Source organism: Nostoc sp. NMS9, assembly GCF_017114995.1.
GTDB lineage: Bacteria > Cyanobacteriota > Cyanobacteriia > Cyanobacteriales > Nostocaceae > Nostoc.
On the sequence record NZ_JABXKL010000080.1, the window covers coordinates 58,109 to 75,146 of the forward strand.

Sequence of the window (17,038 nt, forward strand, 5' to 3'; positions counted from 1 at the left end):
TAGTAAAGACTAGCCCCATAAATATTGCTATTAATGCTGGCAAGCAGCAGACTATTCACTTTCGTCAATTACAGCTTAATAATGAATCGAGGAGTTTTACAATGAAGCGTTTTCAACTAATGTCGAGCGTTGTGGGTATAAGCTTGTTAGCTTTGGTAGGCTGCAACAGTCCTGAACAACCTACTACCCAAACTACCCCAGCGGTGACTCCTAATGCTAGCGCAGCATCAGCCCCAGCGACAACATCCACTACAGGTAATAGTAGTTTATTAACTATAGTATCCAAAACTAAAGCCGCAGTTACATCTGGCAACTTTGTTGAAGCTAAAAAAGAATTTGACAAATTTGAGGATGCTTGGAAAGAAGTTGAAGACGGTATCAAAGTTAAATCTCCTAAGAATTATGAAACTATAGAGACAAATATGGATCAGGTTACAGGAGAACTTAAAGCTTCTAAACCCCAAAAAGACAAATTATTGACAACATTACAGTCATTAGAAAAAACTATTACTGCTGTTTCAAAATCTTAACTAAATACCCATTGAAATCATTTTGAATGCATCGCGGCTCTCGCTACCCTGAATGTACTCATAGGGTAGGGATAAGAGCAGTAAATTGAGTGTACCACCAAGCTGTATGAGCAAACGTGGTGAGTTTGAGAACCCAAGCAACCAGGATATTAAGGCGCTCGATGTCTTAAGAATCTCCATCGCTGAAGCCTGGAGAGTGTCAAATCTAAGTTCTATTTACTTCAGAACCTCAAATCTCCTAATAGTCTATGCCCGTTTCTCACTTCCTTTTAAAAAAGATCCAGTATCTTGAGAAAAGGTAATTCTTCGGGTGTTGTTATACGTAATACTAAGATATTCTTGCTTTCTTCGCCAAGATTGTCATGGTTCAATTCGATGAACAGCTACGCCGCTTAGTTACAGAAGCCTGTGGACACCAACCTGGAAGCCCTCAGCGTCAGAAGCTGCTCACGCAAATTATTCGCTTGACAGCAAGTAGACTCTGGAGGGAACCTACTCCCTACTATCAAGACGCACTACAACAAACTTGGTTGTATTTCTGTCGCAATGTTTGTGAAGGCTTGACAGGCCAAACCTACGATCCCAATTATGGCACTGTGATCACCTGGCTGAATGCTTACCTAAAACGGAGACTACAAGACTTTTACCTTAACCAGAACCGAGAACAAGCCACAACAGTCTCTCTGAGAATTCGTCAGTCTACATCTGGTGGAACAAGTGAAACTATTGATCCTGTAGATAACCTACCGGCTAGCCCCCAAGCACCTCCGATTTTGGAAGACTTGGAGATATGGACGAAGACAGATTCGGATGGGGAACTGCGCGGTACTTACATTAAAGGGCGTCCAGATGTGAATTGTCAGGTGTTAATTCTCAAACGCTTACCCCCAGAAGTTAGCTGGAAAGATTTATCTGAGGAATTTGGGTTGTCAATTCCGACATTAAGCAGTTTTTATCAACGCCAATGTTTACCGCGTTTGCGTAAGTTTGCAGAATTGGAGGGATTATTATGATCGGTGCTGATAGCGAATAGCTAGGGTTGAGCCAGTGCTGAGTCAGAAGTAGTACTGATGAATTTTCTCACTTTCAGCCGAGGTATTCATTCCTCGGAATTAATTTTATGCCTAAGCCTAGTTAATTTTACTTTTTACTCAGCACTATTTCGGTAGGTTTTTGTTTAAGGTTTACGATCGCCTTTTAACTATACTTTGCTAATCAAGTTTCACTGCGATCGCAACAAATAAGAAGATTGTGGAAGCTCCAAGATTGGTGAGGGATGGGAATGGTAACATTACCCTGTTAGCCTAATAGTTGATCCTATGTGTTTCTGGTTATCACCTACCTCTCGTCATGCTTATGCCTAAAACAACTAGGATTTTTGGCACGAATTCTCTAAAGTTTAAAAGCAGGGGTCGGGAAACGGCAAGGACGCGCTGGCTCACACCCCTAGCTCACTTTTTACGTTTGCCTTTGTACTTCCTGGCCGCTTTGCTATGCATTGTCGGTTCACCAGTGCTAGCAAAAGTTCCTAGCTCAATCAATTCTTCATCCCAACTGCCAATAAACAGTCTGACATCGCTGGCTGTGCCCACTGATGCCGCTTCACTCCTACAGCAGGGCAAAGTTTTATACAGTAATGGCAACTTTGCCAAAGCTGTAGAAGTGTTACAACAGGCTGTCCAAATATATAAGCAGCAAGGGGAGAGCCTTGCACTAGCAGTGACACTGAGTAATCTTTCCCTAGCTTACCAGCAACTCGGTGCATGGAGTCAGGCGCAGCAGGCAATTACAGAAAGCTTAAATTTACTCAAAAGACAGGATAAAAACCAAAATCTGCAAATATTTGCCCAATCACTAGATATTCAAGGTCGTCTGCAATTGGCAATGGGACAGTCTGAGGCGGCTTTGGCAACTTGGCAGCAGACAGAAGAAATTTACAAACAAGCAGATAATCACAGTGGCGTGGTGCGATCGCTAATTAATCAAGCACAAGCGTGGCGCACCCAAGGATTTTACCCGCGAGCGTTCAAAACACTCGATCGAATAAGTCAGACGTTAAAATCTCAACCAGATTCTATAGAAAAGACAGTGAGTTTGCGTTCGCTCGGTGATGCCCTTTTGGTATTGGGCGATTTGAAAAAATCACGCAAAGCCCTAGAAGAAAGTCTGATAATTGCTCAAAATCTACAATCAAGCACTGATATTGGGGCTAGTCTGTTCAGTTTGGGGAATAATGCCCGTAAACAAAACCAAAAGGAACGGGCGATCGCCTATTATCAACAAACAGTCGCAGTATCTCCCTCACCTCTAACAAAAGTTCAAGCACAACTCAATCACCTGGGACTACTGATTAAAGATAAAGAATGGGCAAAGGTTCAAACTCTTTTGCCGTCGATTGAGTCCCGCCTCGACCAAGTCCCCCTCAGCCGTGCGAGTATTTACGCTCAGGTTAACTTTTCGCAAAGTTTGGCAAAAGTCAAGAGTGGTGTATTACAAGCGTCCAGTCAGAGTTTTTACTCAGGATTAAGTATAAAAGACTCAGCAAAATTACTCGCTAGTGCCATCCAGCAATCCCGCAGTTTAGGTGACAAGCGGGCAGAGGCTTATGCTCTGAAGAGTTTAGGCGGCTTGTACGAAGAAACCAAACAGTGGTCAGAAGCGCAAAACCTGACCCGGCAAGGATTAGCTTTGGCACAGAGTAGCAATGCACCAGAAATTACCTATAGCTTGGAGTGGCAGTTAGGTAGATTGCTTTGGGCACAAAAAAATATTAATGGTGCGATCGCCGCTTATGATGCTGCTGTAGATACTCTTGAGTCTCTCCGCAGAGATTTAGTAGTCAATAAAGATGTAGTGAACCAGGATGTGCAATTTGACTTCCGGGACAGTGTAGAACCCGTCTACCGCCAGTCAGTAGAGTTACTGCTGCAATCTCAACAGGGAAAACCAAATGAAAAAATATTGGAGAAAGCACGCCAGCGGATTGAAGCACTCCAACTAGCAGAATTAGACGACTTCTTTCAGGAAGCTTGTCTGCAAGGTCAGAAAGTAGCCCTCGACCGAGTAGTAGACAAAGATAATTCCAAGGCTGCCATCCTTTATCCAATTATTCTTCGTGACGAACTCCAGGTAATTGTCAAAATTCCTAAACAACCTCTGCAAAGTTACAGTACTAAGATTTCCCAAGGGGAAGTAGAGAAACTTTTAATAGAACTGCGAAGAAATCTTGTCGATCCAACTGCTACTAAGATCGTCCAAACCCAATCGCAAAAAGTTTACGGCTGGCTGCTTAAACCCATTGAGTCACAATTGCAACAAAGTCGCGTCGATACCTTAGTCTTCGTCCTAGATGTCCCATTACGCAATTTACCAATGGCAGCTCTCTACGATGGTAAACAATACTTGGTAGAGAAATATGCGATCGCCCTGAGCGTCGGTCTACAACTTCTCGATCCGAAACCGCTGGTAAAACAGCAGCTTAGAGCGCTAACCGCAGGACTGACTCAGCCACCGCCAGGATTTCCCAAGTTTGCACCATTGCTGGCGATCAAATCTGAATTTGACGGTATTGCTAAAGCAGGAGTTTCGACAACCAGCCTATTGGATGGAGATTTTAAGAAAAAGAATTTGGAAAGTGAAATTAATGCTGCTTCATTCAACATAGTACATTTGGCAACCCACGGTCAGTTTAGTTCCCGCCTTGAAGACACTTTTATTTTAGATTTCGATGGTCAGATCAATGTCAAAGATTTTGATACTCTCTTCCGCAGTCAGCGTAAAACCGTAGTAGAATTATTGGTTTTGAGTGCTTGCCAGACAGCAACAGGAGACAGCCGTGCAGCACTCGGTCTAGCAGGAGCATCTGTCCGAGCTGGGGCACGTAGTACCATAGCTTCCCTGTGGCAAATTGATGATGAATCAACAGCGATGTTTGTTAGTGCCTTCTATCGAGAACTCAAGAGTGGCAAAATCACCAAAGCCGAAGCAGTCCACCGCGCCCAGCTACAACTGCTGAAACATCCCAACTACAGAGCGCCAAGCTTTTGGTCTGCCTATGTATTGATTGGTAATTGGTTGTGATTTGGGAGCTAATCTTCGTAATCGATCGCTCAAATTGTACGCTCAAAATTTGGCAAACTATTTGCTAGTTGATAAGCCGCTTTTAGCAGCTTGAAGCTATCTTGAGAAAAGTATAAATACTCAAAAGCTCTATCTCATATATCATTTCAATATACAATCTTTTAATTTTATGGGATATTTTTACCTAATCCCCAGTCCCCAATTCTCTTTTTCCAGTATTCAATTTTGTGGCATAAATTTATTGAATGCGGGTGATATATACATAGCAGCATTGAACCCTAGAAATTGACTTATGAATAACTCCACCTATCAGCTAGATGATTTCGCTTTAATATTGCCGATTTCCCAAACAGCTCGCATAACTGCCCAGCAATTTGCTAACCAGCAACCAAATCCTGAAAAAGCAGAGCAAGTCCGGCTGAATACTTTAGCTGTATGGGTGGTGAATGACTACTTGCAGATGATGGATATTCCTACCGATCTTCAAGCTAGTGACAGTTGGAACCCCATCATGCGCCTTTGTGGGGATGTCGCTGATTTAGAAGTGCCCTCAATTGGCCGTCTGGAGTGTCGCCCCGTCCATCTGCATCAGCAGATATGTTCTATTCCTCCAGAAACTTGGCAAGAACGGGTGGGTTATTTAATAGTTCAATTTGATGAATCACTCGAAGAAGCAAGGCTGCTTGGTTTTATCACTAGTGTGGTAACTGAAACAGTTCCTTTAGCACAACTGCAACCATTGGAAGCGTTTATTGACCACATCTGGCAGTTGCGTCAATCCCCAGTTAATTCATTAGTGAATTTGAGTCAGTGGTTTGCTGGTATATTTGAGACTGGCTGGGAGACTATTGAATCGCTGTGGAACGTGCCGAAACTCAGGCCAACTTATGCCTTTCGCAGTATTGAAACTTTGGAATTAGATGCCCTCAAACAACCAGAATCAATTACTAAACGGGCAAAAGTGATTGATTTAGGTATCCAAATCCACAACCAACCTGTGATGTTGATTGTGGAAATCAGCCCCAAAAAAGATCAACAAACTAGTATTCATCTCCAATTGCACGCCACTGGAAATCAAATCTACTTGCCACCAGGAGTTCATCTCACTGTTATAGATAGTTCAGGAGCAATATTTCTCGACGCTCAATCTAGAAAATCAGACAACTACATTCAGTTGCAGTTTCGTGGTGAACCTACAGAGGAATTTAGTGTTAGAGTAGCCTTGGATAATACCAGTATTACCGAATATTTCCGAATTTGAAATATGTAGCGATCTTCCTTCTTTGTCGGTAATTTATTAAGTGATAATTCATTAATTAAAAATTAAAAATCCAAGCCAGCTTTTGGGGATTTTGAAAAAAATCTGTAGACGCTTGTGAAGCTTGCGATCGGACATTAGAACAGGACACGATCTTGCATGGGGAGATAGCGACGGTTATGGGTAAATTAGTGGCGATCAAATTTGGAGAGGGTAGTTTTGAGCAGGGGTTTGCTGTCACCCTCCAAATTGGTGAAGAACACGAGCGTGCTGCAACAGAAATCACCGGGAGACTACCTTCATTCCCGGAAATGCCGCTCTATTATAGTCATTGGCAGTCTAGTTATCGACAGATAGGCAATCGTTATCGCCTCCATGCTGACCAAATGCAGGTGACGAATGTATCGATGGTTCAAGACTGCGAAAACGCTTCTCATATTTTGCGGGCACGCTTTAATACCTGGCTGCGAGCAGAGGAGTTTCGCCCTTTGAGGGAAAAATGGTTAGAAAGATTATCGTCCAGCGACGAAGTACGGGTGATTCTGCAAACAGAAAATAGCCAATTGCAGCTATTACCCTGGCATCTGTGGGACTTATTAGAACGCTATCCCAAAGCGGAAATTGCCCTTTCTTCACCATCTTACGATCGCATTCCCAAGCCACGCACTCTCAATCAATTAGTCAATATTTTGGCAATTGTGGGCAATAGTAAGGGGATTGATACCCAAGCTGATCAAGCTTTACTGCAACAGTGTAGTAACGCAGAGGTGAGCTTTTTGGTAGAACCACAACGTAAGGACTTGACAGACCATCTCTGGGGAAAAAACTGGGATATTCTTTTCTTTGCCGGACACAGTTCCAGTCAGGGAAATGGAGAAAGTGGACGAATTTACCTGAATAGAACTGATAGTCTTACCATTGGTGAGTTAAAGTACGCTCTTAGGAAAGCTATTGAAAATGGCTTGCAATTAGCTATATTCAACTCCTGTGATGGATTGGGATTGGCGCGAGAATTGGCTGATTTGCAAATTCCTCAAATGATTGTCATGCGCGAACCTGTCCCAGACCAGGTTGCGAAGGAGTTTTTAAAGTATTTTCTCCAAGGCTTTGCCGGTGGCGAGTCTTTATATCAAGCGGTACGCCAAGCGCGGGAACGCTTGCAAGGACTTGAGGATAGATTTCCTTGTGCAACTTGGCTACCAGTAATTTGCCAAAATCCGGCGCAGATACCACCGACTTGGAATGAATTAAGGTCTACAAAATCTGAAGATGAAGATCAAGCAAATTTACCTTTATCTAACAGACGCAGATTTAAAAGAATTTTGTTATTCAGCTTGGCAGTTACAGCTTTGGTTTTTGGCGTGAGATTGCTGGAATTGCTAGAAAATCCAGAGATTCAAGCCTTTGACCTGATGATGCGATCGCGCCCCGCAGAAGGACTCGATCCCCGACTGTTGATCATCACAATTGACGATGAGGATCTGGCGACTCAAAGACAAAATGGGGAGTCCTTGATCGGAGCTTCTATTTCCGAAAAATCTCTCAATAAACTCTTAGCAAAACTGAATCAATACCAACCCCGCGCAATTGGTTTGGATGTCTACCGTGATTTTAAGGCCAAAGAGCCAGATTTAATTACTCGTCTCCAGCAAACTCAGAACTTGGTTGGCGTATGCAAGGGGAGTGATAGCTCAGGAAATATTAAAGGCATTAAGGCGCCACCAGAAATCCCTCCAGCAAATTTGGGATTCAGTGACTTTATTCACGATCGGGATGGAGTTATTCGTCGGCATCTTCTGTTCATGAAGCAAGAGACGACATCATTGTGTTCTACTCCATATTCCTTCAGTTTCCAACTAGCATCCTTTTATCTGCACCCTTTAGGAATTCAAACAAAGTTCACCCCTGAAGGAAATTTGCAGTTGGGTAAGACTATTTTTCCGAATCTGAAGTCTCGTACTGGTGGCTATCAAAATATTGATGCTAATGGCGGTCAAATCTTACTCAACTATCGTTCTTCAAAAGAAATAGCCGAACAGGTAAAGCTAACGCAATTTTTATCTAGTCCAATTAACCCCAACGCCATCAAAGACCGGATTGTTCTGATTGGTGTGACTGCAAAGGGGGATTCTCCAGACACCTGGCCTACACCTTATGGCATTCCTTTAGATGAGCAAATGCCAGGAGTACTGGTACAAGCTCACATGGTCAGCCAGATCCTTGGTGCAGTTCAGGATGGGCGGCCCTTGCTGCGGGCTTGGTCATGGTGGGCGGAGGTCGCCTGGGTTTGGGGCTGGTCTTTGATTGGGGGAGTCCTAGCTTGGCGCAGGCTTTCCTTACCCTGGTTGGCATTGGCAATCGGTGTTACTTCTAGCGTTTTGTATGTACTTTGCTTTGGTCTGTTAATTTCGGGTGCTTGGGTGCCTTTCGTACCGTCGGCTTTATCACTGGTAGCTATGGGGAGTTTGATGTCAATTTATAATAATTCAAAAACAAAAGTGCGGGTGGGGAATGGGGAAGAAGCAAGGGGGCAGGGGGCAGAGGGCAGGGGAGCAGGGGAGAAGTTGCAGTAAGTTTTTTCCCCTCTGCCCCTCTGCACCTTTTTATTGCCGTAACGCACAGCGCAATCACGAGAAGTTTTTTCCCCTCTGCACCTCTGCCTCTTGTGCCCAATCTAAAATCTAAAATCTAAAATCCTATCAGGTCAGGTTTCTATGAATTCAAATTCACAACCGATAAAACTGTTTTTAGTAGTAGCTTTTAGCTGTACAAGTTTATTAGCTAGTCTGACTCCAGTACTGGCGAAACCAACCCCTAATCGCTCTAATGCTAAAACGGTCCTTGCTCAAGCCAAAACCTTTAATCAACCTCCAATTCCAGCTGGCTCCCCTCCTGGAGGTCGCGTTCGTGGTGGAGCGAAGCGTGGGGAACCTGGATGTCCTACACCTAAAATTGACTTGACTGCTTTAGTGCCCTTTACTCAGGAAGCTAACTCAGTGATTAATGTCTGGGGACAAACAACAGTAGAACATCCAAGTTGGTTTTTCTATGTGCCATATAACAAAGATTCACCATATACAGTTGAATTTGTGCTGCAAGATCCAGACGTTAATGAGGTATACAAAAAAGCGATCGCTCTCCCAGATAAGCCAGGAGTCATCCGCGTTTCTTTGCCTACCACTGCACCCGGTTTAGCAATAGACAAACAATACCGTTGGTTTTTCACCATTAACTGTGACAAGCAAAAGAACTCGCCTCCAAGTTTTGTTGAAGGGGTAATAAAACGAGTTAATCTGAGTCAAGCAACAGTCAAAGAAATAGAAACCGCAGAACCTATAAAGCGCTATGCTATCTATGCCCAAAACGGGATATGGTACGAGGCACTGACGACGTTGGCTGAACTGCGTCAAAAAAATCCTCAAGATCCAGCATTGAAAGCAGAGTGGCAAAATTTGTTAGGCAGCATCCGCTTAGATGATGTTGCCGAAGAACCCATTCTTCCAGGAACACCTTAAACTAGGAAAAAATTTTCAGTTAATACCAATTTGAAAAAGAATGCAACAAATAGACCATTTGTAGAGACGCGATTCATCGCGTCTTTACTTTACACAAGGATGTGTTGCAATCATTAATTGAATTGGTATAAGCAAAAATTGATGTAGAGAGGTTACAATACAACATCTCTACAGATGTGTTGTTTAGTTTGCAGCAGCACTTACTAAACCATTGTGCCTGAGCAAAGCGATCGTACTTGGTTCACGACCCCGGAAAGTTTTAAACACCTCCATTGGATGCTTGCCACCACCGAGTGCTAGCACCGTATCCCGATAACGCCGACCTGTAGCTTTTATAGCTTCTTCATTTTCTAGCCCAGCTTCTTCAAAAGCTGCAAAAGCATCAGCACTAAGTACCTCAGCCCATTTGTAACTGTAGTAACCTGCTGCATAACCACCCTCGAAAATGTGCCCAAAAGAACACAACATTGAATCTTCTGGAAGTGGTGGTAAAACAGTAGTAGTCTTGGCTATGCGATGACGCACATCTGCTGGAGTTTCATTGCTACCGGAACGATAGCGGTAGTGTAGTTCTAAATCAAGACTGCTAAGGTGAATTTGCCGTAACATACCAGTACCACTCATATAATTACGCGCCGCTAGCAGTTTTTGATAATAATGCTCTGGTAGGGCTTCTCCAGTTTCGTAATGTTTAGCCATGCCAAACAAAGTGGGTCGCTCATAACACCAGTTTTCCATAAACTGACTGGGTAGTTCCACTGCATCCCATTCTACATTATTAATACCTGCGGCTCCAGCATAGTCAACCTTGGTAAGCATGTGGTGCAATCCATGACCAAACTCGTGGAACAAAGTCTCTACTTCATAGAAAGTCATCAAACTCGGCTTGCCATCTACTGGGGGAGTTTGGTTACATATCAAATAAGCCACAGGCAACTGGATGGCAGCACCATTTTCAGTTTTGGCACGATTGATGCATACATCCATCCAAGCACCACCGCGTTTTTCTGCTGGACGGCTATAGGGGTCTAAGTAGAAGTAAGCGATGGGAGAACCAGTTTCATCGGCTATTTGGAAATAACGGACATCCTCATGCCATACTGGGGCTTTACCATCGGCAGGGGTTACTGTAACACCAAATAGCCGCTTAACAAGTCCAAACAAGCCATCTAGCACTTGGGGAAGGGGAAAATAGGGACGTAATTCTTCAGCCGTAAAGGCAAATTTGGCTTCTCGTTGGCGTTCTGCCCAAAAGCTGATGTCCCAATGTTTTAAATCTTGATATTCTTCTCCATAAGATGCAGCAAAAGCTTGGAGTTCTTTTAAGTCTTTGACAGCAGCATCATAACTGGCCTGGCGTAGTTCTTCTAATAGTGCTTCGACTGCCTCAACATTAGGAGCCATTTTACTTGCAAGGCTCAACTCGGCAAAACTCTTAAAGCCAAGTATATCTGCGAGTTCTTGCCGTAACTCCAAAATACGTACAATTAACGGGTTATTATCTAAATCGCCACTAGAAGCGCGAGTGATATGAGCTTTGTAGAGCTTTTCACGCAAATCTCGACGAGTGCTGTGTTGCATGAAAGGACCGTAGCTGGGGAAGTCTAAAGTAATGCGCCAAGGGCCATTTTCTGGTGTGGCGTTCTCTTCTTTTGCCGCACGTGCAGCTTGGGCAGCTAAACTCACCAAACTTGGTGGTAAACCGTCAATTTCCGCTTTTGTTGTCAGGGTTAAGCTAAAGGCTTTCGTGGCATCAAGTACATGGTTAGAGAATTTGGTAGAAAGTTCTGCCAACTCCATCTGAATGGCGTTAAAACGCTCTCTTACCTCTCCTTTTAAGCCAACACCAGAAAGTTCTGCATCTCGAATGGCGGCTTCTACAATGCGCTGTTGGGCTAATTCTAAAGTTGCCCAACTATCACTGCTACGGAGTGCCTTAAAAGCATTGTAGATGGGTTGGCTTTGACCGAGTTTGTTGATAAATTGTACAACTAGTGGCTGTACGATTTCATGAGCTTCGCGCAGTTCCGGGCTATTTTTAACACCCATTAAATGATTTACCGCCCCCCAACTCCAGGTAAGCCGTTCTGTCAGCTTTTCTAAGGGTTCTACTAAACCACTCCAAGTCGGCTGTACGCTAGCCTCTAAGGTGGCTAGTTGCTGGTCAAGTTCTGCTAGCAACTGATGGAAGGCTGGTACTACTCGTTCTGGTTTAATCTCTGCAAAGGGAGGTAAACCAGTGCCTTGGAGTAAGGGATTATCGGAAATAATGGTACTTGCACTCATGATTTTGTGTGAACTGGGAACGAAAAAAAATCATTGTTGATTTTTATTTATATATCTTCTAATGTAACGATCGCTGTGCTATTTAGTATTGCCATTCTGGCAAAAAGGTAAAAAAAACGATAATTCCTCACAAAAGTATCCCGATATGACCATTTTGTTTAGTTTATGAACACTTGGCATCGGGAACAGAGTGTATTCACCTACCTGAATCTGACTAAAGGCGATCGCAAAAAGACGCGATGGTGTATTATGTCAAACAGTTAACTCGTCCGTCAGCATGGGCGTTACCTTGAAAGCGCAGTTTCAGGCGAAGAATTCCACGTTTTCAAGGTGTGGAAGCATACAAATTAACTGAGCGTCAGCGAGTATCCTTACCAAACCAAAAAAGAAGGCTCCATATTTCCATATTTATGATATTATTTGGCAACTCATCTTTTTACTCGTAAAATCGAAGACAAGATCAAGGTCAGTAGAAAAGAGTCCCTAAATTAATGAATACGTTAATCAGTCAGGGTGGAAAAGCTATCACTAAATTTCAGGTGGTAGACCGGATAAACGATATCGCTTGGCAAGCTCACCAAGGCAGCGTTGCGGCGATTATTCAGCTATTGAACGAAAAGCTAGCCCAGTCTTGTGTCAGAACTAGAGCCATTTTTTCTGATGGTGTCTTACAAATTCTGTGCGAGGCAGCTAAAGTAGAGCAACTAGAGCAATCTCCCCTGGTAGAACAAATCCAGCAAATTCTTGAGTCTATCGCCCCGCGTCACATTCGCCGCGTCAAGATCAACAGTCGGATTGTTCGAGAACAACAATTGCTGTGGTTAAAAGAAATAGATAGCGATCGCGAGAATCAATTGCTTTGGTCACAAGAAATTACATTAATTCAGCCAAATATTGTAAAGCAATTAATTAAAGATTTCACAGAAGCTCAAGCTGAACTAGGAAAACCAAATTATCCTAAAACTCAAGTCTCTCGTCCTTTAGTACTCATTAACAAAGAAAAATACAAAAATAAACCTAAAACAAAGATATTAGCAGCAGCTGGTTTATGCTCACTGTTGTTGCTTAGTTGGGTTGTTTATGCCCAGCTAGGTAATAAACTGAAAAACCTAATACAACCAGAAACTTCCAAATCTTTAGCTACAGAAAATACTAACGATAGGAAAGCCCAAACACCATACCGCGCTCCTAACAATAGCTTTTCTGAGCCATCTGACGATCCATTTCAAATATCTGTGCGAATTGCCAACCAAGCTTCTGCATCTGGCAAAACAGCTACAACGTCAACTCAGTGGTTAGAGATTGCTGCTAAGTGGCAACGGGCTTCAGATTTAATGAGTACTGTACCACAAACCTACAGCCGTTATCAAGAAGCTAAGATTCGTACTCAACTTTATAAAAAATACAGTGAGGCGGCACAGAAAGAAGCCGATAAGAGCAAATCTTAGTTTTTTCTGATTGGAAGACTTCGATTAGTGATTAGTATTCCAATAGTAGGCAATGGATTATTTACTTTACTTATCACGCTTCATCCAAGCGCATAAAACGAATTTCAATGGCTAACGTTTTTCTTAGGGAATAGGAGCAAATTCCCCGCTTGATAATATTAGTTGTACCACCGAATAGGCGCGAAAGGGTTCTGGATAACACATATTTAATTTCTGGATATGTCTATAAAAAAATCGACCTTATTGTGAATAAAGTCGATTGAATCAAGCTGATTCATCCTGTGGTCAATCTAAAATTTAAAATCTAAAAGGTGTATATCCCCTAACTCAGGAGTTCTCCTGTTTCTTGCAGGGAGTGCAAGCGGCGGTAAATACCCTCGTGACGCAAGAGTTCATCGTGGCTACCCACTTCTACAATCTTTCCTTGCTCTAGAACGACAATTTTATCAGCTTCCCTGACTGTGCTTAAACGGTGGGCAATAACGATGGTGGTGCAAGTGCCCTGAATTGATCGCATCGCTAGCTGAATTGAACGCTCAGACTCATAATCTAAACTAGAGGTGGCTTCGTCAAAAATCAGTACGTCTGGTTCCACTAACAACGCCCTAGCAATTCCTAAGCGTTGTCTTTGTCCTCCAGATAACCTGACACCTCGTTCTCCCACAATGGTGTAATAACCTTGGGGTAAGTGCTGCACTACTTCATCGACTCTGGCAATTCTACAGGCTTCCTTAACCTGCTCCAAACTGGCATTCGTTCTGCCATAAGTCAGGTTATCCAAGATAGTACCGTTGAAAACGTCTACTTCTTGGTGAACGATCGCTAGCCTTCGTCTATACTTACCTACATTCAAAGTGCGAATATCTTGACCATCAATCAGAATTTGACCTGCTTGAGGTTCAAAATATCGCAACAGCAATTTCACTAAAGTAGATTTACCAGAACCGGAACGCCCCACTAATGCGACTGTTTGGTATGGCTCAATCAACAAGCTGATATCTTGCAAAACTTGACGGCTGGCATCATATCCAAAACTGACGTGTGACAACTCAACTTTTCCAGTAAATTTATAAGGTGATTCTGTCTGGTTGCTCTCTTCTAAAAGACTAGCTGAATCAGATGCAGTTGGCTCTTGGAGAAATTCGTGAAACCGCAGCATCGGAGAATAACGACGGGCAAAAAGTTCTGCCAAATTGCTAATAGGTTCTAATTCGGCATAAGCCATGCTAGAAAGAGTTAAAGTCATGACAAAATGACCGAGAGAAATTCTACCGTCTACTGTTGCTGCTAGAGTCATACCCAGAATAGTAAATACGCAAAACTGAATTACAGTCCTTTGCCAAGTAGCCAGTTTCGTATAACCTTTGTGGACACGATACTCAACCACCGTTAGTTCGCGATCCAAACGTTGCTTTTGTCGCTTCAGTTCGTTTGCTTCTGTGGCAAATGCTTTCACCGTTTTGATGTTGGTGATCAGTTCAGAATTGCGGCTTTCAGTATTCTCTCCATATTTATCCAGAATAGTTTCGTGCCAAATCAGCTGCTTTAAATCCTTCAAGGTAAAGCTAAGAATAACTACAAAGGAAATCAGATACAAAATTGCAATTCGCCACTCAATTACTAAGATAAAAGCGAAAATTCCCAGCACCCGAACTAGTTTAGGAATCAACTGTCCAGCAATTTCGGGGTATGTAAAAGTGTGGTTAGAAAGACCTCTAGCTATTCTTCCAGCAATGCGTCCAGGGTTATTTTCATCATAAAACTCTAGTGGGAGAGTGAGAATTTTTTCTATGGCTGTTTGGGCTTTCTGCCGACGTAACCTTAAGGTTATACCCCAATGAAACCAATGGGTTAACCAAGGTTGTGTTGGCGCTCTCACCACGGTGACAACGAAAACTAAACCCAGTAATACACTCAAAGATAGAGTTTTAGTAACTGGATAATTAGTGATGTCCGAAAAAGCTGCGATCGCACTTTGAAGTGGTTTATCCAAAGCTTGACCAGACAAAACGTTTAAAATCTGCCCGATCGCATAAGGAACCACCAAATCAATAATTTCGTAAATGCCGGATGCTGCGATACTAAAAACACCCAGCTTCCATTCAGAGCGAAAGTAATTGACAATATCTTGAAATTTGGCCATGATGCACACCGTCCAAGAGCGCGATCGTAAACTTGGAATTTATATACTACAAACGTATTACAAAGTAGTCAAGAGCTAGATGACAAATCACTCTTTGGGAGTAGTTGGTAGTTCTTGAGGGAAAAATTCGAGGCGATAGCGGTAGAGAGCAACTGGTCGAGAATTAGCTTTAAAGTAATCTGGATCTTGGGGTGAAAGATAGACAGCAGTAACTTGATCTGCCTCAATCACTGGATTGGATGTTGAAACTTTATGATAAGCCGTAGTAGATTCTACAGAGTTGAAATAGGGGCGTGAACCGCCTTTAAATAGTTGTTGAAACACTTCTGTAGTGATGAACTTGCCATTAGGGGTAGTTTCTGTGGCGCGTGCAGTCACAATGGAAACTAGTTGGCGACTGCTACGCAAAAACGTAATTTGACGATTAGGTGAATCTGGATCTACTTTGACTAATAACACTGCTTCATCCCCTAAATAAGCTCTTGCCAAATTCAAACTATTAAATGCTCTATCCGCTACTAAGTTTGGGGATTTGTAATCTATCTGAGAAAGTATTTTTAACCTAGCAATAGATGGTTGCTTTTTCACAAATCTTACTACAAAACTCACAGGCTGATTTAGTTGTCGACGATTACCTTCAAACCCTGGTGTTACAATCTCTGGTGCTAAAGGCGCAGCTAAATCTACTAAGGTACTTGTAACTTTCCAATTACCAGCCATCCATTCAGGGTAAACTAAATCACCCGAAGCCGGTTGCACTGAAGTTAGTTTTTCCCATTGGGGAAAATTTGCTAACCTTTGAGACAACTCTCCTGCAAAAGCTTCACCACCCCACAATAGGAAAAAGAACAGCAAGCAAAAACTCCAAATTACCTTCATTACAAGCATTAGCAGTTTTGTATTTAACGTTTATTATTTATCGATTAAAAATTAAGTAATTTTCTGTAAAAAATTAAAACTTTGTAGTGGGATAATTAGCCCTATCCCGAATTATAGTGACAGCATGACATTGGCATTAGGCATGATTGAAGTTTATGGCGTTCCCACTGCTGTGGAAGTGGGAGATGCTATGTGTAAAGCTGCCCGTGTAACCCTTGTTGGTTATGAAAATACTGATTTGGGACGAATTACCGTGTTAATTCGAGGAGTTATAGGCGAGGTGAATGTAGCAGTGACAGCAGGATTAAAGGCGGTGCTGCGAGTTGACGGTGGCGAGGTACTTTCTAATCACATTATTCCCCATCCTCACGAAAATTTAGAATATATTTTACCGATTCATCGCAGCGTTAATATCGAGCAGTTCAGTGCAGATATCCGATTTCCTCCACCCCTATCAGTTTAGCTGTATTAAATTTCTGCTGCTAAAGGTTCCCAAACTTCACCATACTTCTCTTTTAAAGTTTCCCAAGCTTCCACTTGTCCTAGTTCATATTCTCCCGGTTTACCCCATTGTAAAAAGAGGCTTAAAGCAGGCTCCTGTTTATCATCTAAAAACCGGATGGCATAGGTTGTAAAATTACCTCTCTTCGCTTCACCTGTTTCAAATTTCACCTGAGTGATTTTATCCATATTCAAGTGAAACTCAAAGCCTTCGGTGTGCATATTCGCATATTTACCTTTAGGCAATTCTGCATAAAATAACTTTTCTACTTTGCCTCGTGCTTCTAATACAGCAGCGCTGCTAGTAACAATTAAACGCAAAGTTCCCAAAGTCTCGCAAGCTGTTAAAAATTCTTTCAATGTTGTGGTCATTTGTCATTTGTCCTTTGTCATTGATT

Annotated in this window: 12 protein-coding genes; 8 read left to right on the forward strand and 4 right to left on the reverse strand. The window is 42.6% G+C overall.

Translation table 11 applies throughout. The features are described 5' to 3' along the window. The first annotated feature begins 101 nt into the window (after positions 1-101). The 6 genes from HWQ40_RS24580 (at position 102) to HWQ40_RS24605 (ending at position 9,383) form a co-directional block, all read left to right on the forward strand. Positions 102-530 carry a DUF4363 domain-containing protein gene (locus HWQ40_RS24580; RefSeq protein WP_292783003.1) on the forward strand — a complete coding sequence of 143 codons (429 nt, stop codon included), beginning with the start codon at positions 102-104 and terminating at the stop codon, positions 528-530. A gap of 362 nt (positions 531-892) precedes the next feature. Beyond that, the gene (locus HWQ40_RS24585; protein ID WP_292783006.1) at positions 893-1,543 is read left to right on the forward strand and encodes a sigma-70 family RNA polymerase sigma factor; all 651 of its coding nucleotides are present in this window, start codon (positions 893-895) and stop codon (positions 1,541-1,543) included. A gap of 337 nt (positions 1,544-1,880) precedes the next feature. Next, complete coding sequence (locus tag HWQ40_RS24590; protein ID WP_292783009.1) at positions 1,881-4,610, forward strand: CHAT domain-containing protein; 2,730 nt, start codon at positions 1,881-1,883, stop codon at positions 4,608-4,610. A gap of 292 nt (positions 4,611-4,902) precedes the next feature. Continuing rightward, complete coding sequence (locus tag HWQ40_RS24595) at positions 4,903-5,871, forward strand: DUF1822 family protein (protein ID WP_292783012.1); 969 nt, start codon at positions 4,903-4,905, stop codon at positions 5,869-5,871. 176 nt (positions 5,872-6,047) lie between these two features. Continuing rightward, positions 6,048-8,441: a CHASE2 domain-containing protein gene (locus HWQ40_RS24600; RefSeq protein ID WP_292783015.1), complete on the forward strand. Its 2,394-nt coding sequence runs from the start codon at positions 6,048-6,050 to the stop codon at positions 8,439-8,441. 141 nt (positions 8,442-8,582) lie between these two features. Next, positions 8,583-9,383 carry a DUF928 domain-containing protein gene (locus HWQ40_RS24605; RefSeq protein WP_292783017.1) on the forward strand — a complete coding sequence of 267 codons (801 nt, stop codon included), beginning with the start codon at positions 8,583-8,585 and terminating at the stop codon, positions 9,381-9,383. Positions 9,384-9,566: 183 nt separating this feature from the next. Here HWQ40_RS24605 and HWQ40_RS24610 read toward each other — a convergent pair whose 3' ends face one another. After that, positions 9,567-11,669 carry a M3 family metallopeptidase gene (locus HWQ40_RS24610; protein ID WP_292783020.1) on the reverse strand — a complete coding sequence of 701 codons (2,103 nt, stop codon included), beginning with the start codon at positions 11,667-11,669 and terminating at the stop codon, positions 9,567-9,569. A 491-nt stretch (positions 11,670-12,160) separates the two neighbouring features. On the opposite strand from HWQ40_RS24610, the gene HWQ40_RS24615 reads away from it, so the two are divergent. After that, positions 12,161-13,117 carry a hypothetical protein gene (locus HWQ40_RS24615; RefSeq protein WP_292783023.1) on the forward strand — a complete coding sequence of 319 codons (957 nt, stop codon included), beginning with the start codon at positions 12,161-12,163 and terminating at the stop codon, positions 13,115-13,117. Positions 13,118-13,439: 322 nt separating this feature from the next. On the opposite strand, the gene HWQ40_RS24620 is transcribed toward HWQ40_RS24615, so the two are convergent. After that, a complete protein-coding gene (locus HWQ40_RS24620; protein WP_292783025.1) occupies positions 13,440-15,260 on the reverse strand; it encodes an ABC transporter ATP-binding protein in 1,821 nt (606 codons plus the stop codon). 87 nt (positions 15,261-15,347) lie between these two features. After that, positions 15,348-16,148, reverse strand: a complete 801-nt coding sequence (locus tag HWQ40_RS24625) for a DUF6816 family protein (RefSeq protein ID WP_292783028.1) — start codon at positions 16,146-16,148, stop codon at positions 15,348-15,350. A 115-nt stretch (positions 16,149-16,263) separates the two neighbouring features. Here HWQ40_RS24625 and HWQ40_RS24630 point away from each other — a divergent pair, with 115 nt between their 5' ends. After that, on the forward strand, positions 16,264-16,602 hold the full coding sequence (locus tag HWQ40_RS24630; RefSeq protein ID WP_292783031.1) for a carbon dioxide-concentrating mechanism protein CcmK: 339 nt from the start codon (positions 16,264-16,266) through the stop codon (positions 16,600-16,602). Between the two features lie 5 nt (positions 16,603-16,607). Here HWQ40_RS24630 and HWQ40_RS24635 read toward each other — a convergent pair whose 3' ends face one another. After that, the gene (locus tag HWQ40_RS24635) at positions 16,608-17,012 is read right to left on the reverse strand and encodes a ChuX/HutX family heme-like substrate-binding protein (protein ID WP_292783033.1); all 405 of its coding nucleotides are present in this window, start codon (positions 17,010-17,012) and stop codon (positions 16,608-16,610) included. Positions 17,013-17,038: the final 26 nt, after the last annotated feature.

Excerpts from the sequence above, each read along its gene's own strand:
- HWQ40_RS24580 (WP_292783003.1), top strand. The coding sequence starts at position 102 with ATGAAGCGTTTTCAACTAATGTCGAGCGTTGTGGGTATAAGCTTGTTA.
- HWQ40_RS24585 (WP_292783006.1), top strand. The coding sequence starts at position 893 with ATGGTTCAATTCGATGAACAGCTACGCCGCTTAGTTACAGAAGCCTGT.
- HWQ40_RS24590 (WP_292783009.1), top strand. The coding sequence starts at position 1,881 with ATGCTTATGCCTAAAACAACTAGGATTTTTGGCACGAATTCTCTAAAG.
- HWQ40_RS24595 (WP_292783012.1), top strand. The coding sequence starts at position 4,903 with ATGAATAACTCCACCTATCAGCTAGATGATTTCGCTTTAATATTGCCG.
- HWQ40_RS24600 (WP_292783015.1), top strand. The coding sequence starts at position 6,048 with ATGGGTAAATTAGTGGCGATCAAATTTGGAGAGGGTAGTTTTGAGCAG.
- HWQ40_RS24605 (WP_292783017.1), top strand. The coding sequence starts at position 8,583 with ATGAATTCAAATTCACAACCGATAAAACTGTTTTTAGTAGTAGCTTTT.
- HWQ40_RS24610 (WP_292783020.1), bottom strand. The coding sequence starts at position 11,669 with ATGAGTGCAAGTACCATTATTTCCGATAATCCCTTACTCCAAGGCACT.
- HWQ40_RS24615 (WP_292783023.1), top strand. The coding sequence starts at position 12,161 with ATGAATACGTTAATCAGTCAGGGTGGAAAAGCTATCACTAAATTTCAG.
- HWQ40_RS24620 (WP_292783025.1), bottom strand. The coding sequence starts at position 15,260 with ATGGCCAAATTTCAAGATATTGTCAATTACTTTCGCTCTGAATGGAAG.
- HWQ40_RS24625 (WP_292783028.1), bottom strand. The coding sequence starts at position 16,148 with ATGCTTGTAATGAAGGTAATTTGGAGTTTTTGCTTGCTGTTCTTTTTC.
- HWQ40_RS24630 (WP_292783031.1), top strand. The coding sequence starts at position 16,264 with ATGACATTGGCATTAGGCATGATTGAAGTTTATGGCGTTCCCACTGCT.
- HWQ40_RS24635 (WP_292783033.1), bottom strand. The coding sequence starts at position 17,012 with ATGACCACAACATTGAAAGAATTTTTAACAGCTTGCGAGACTTTGGGA.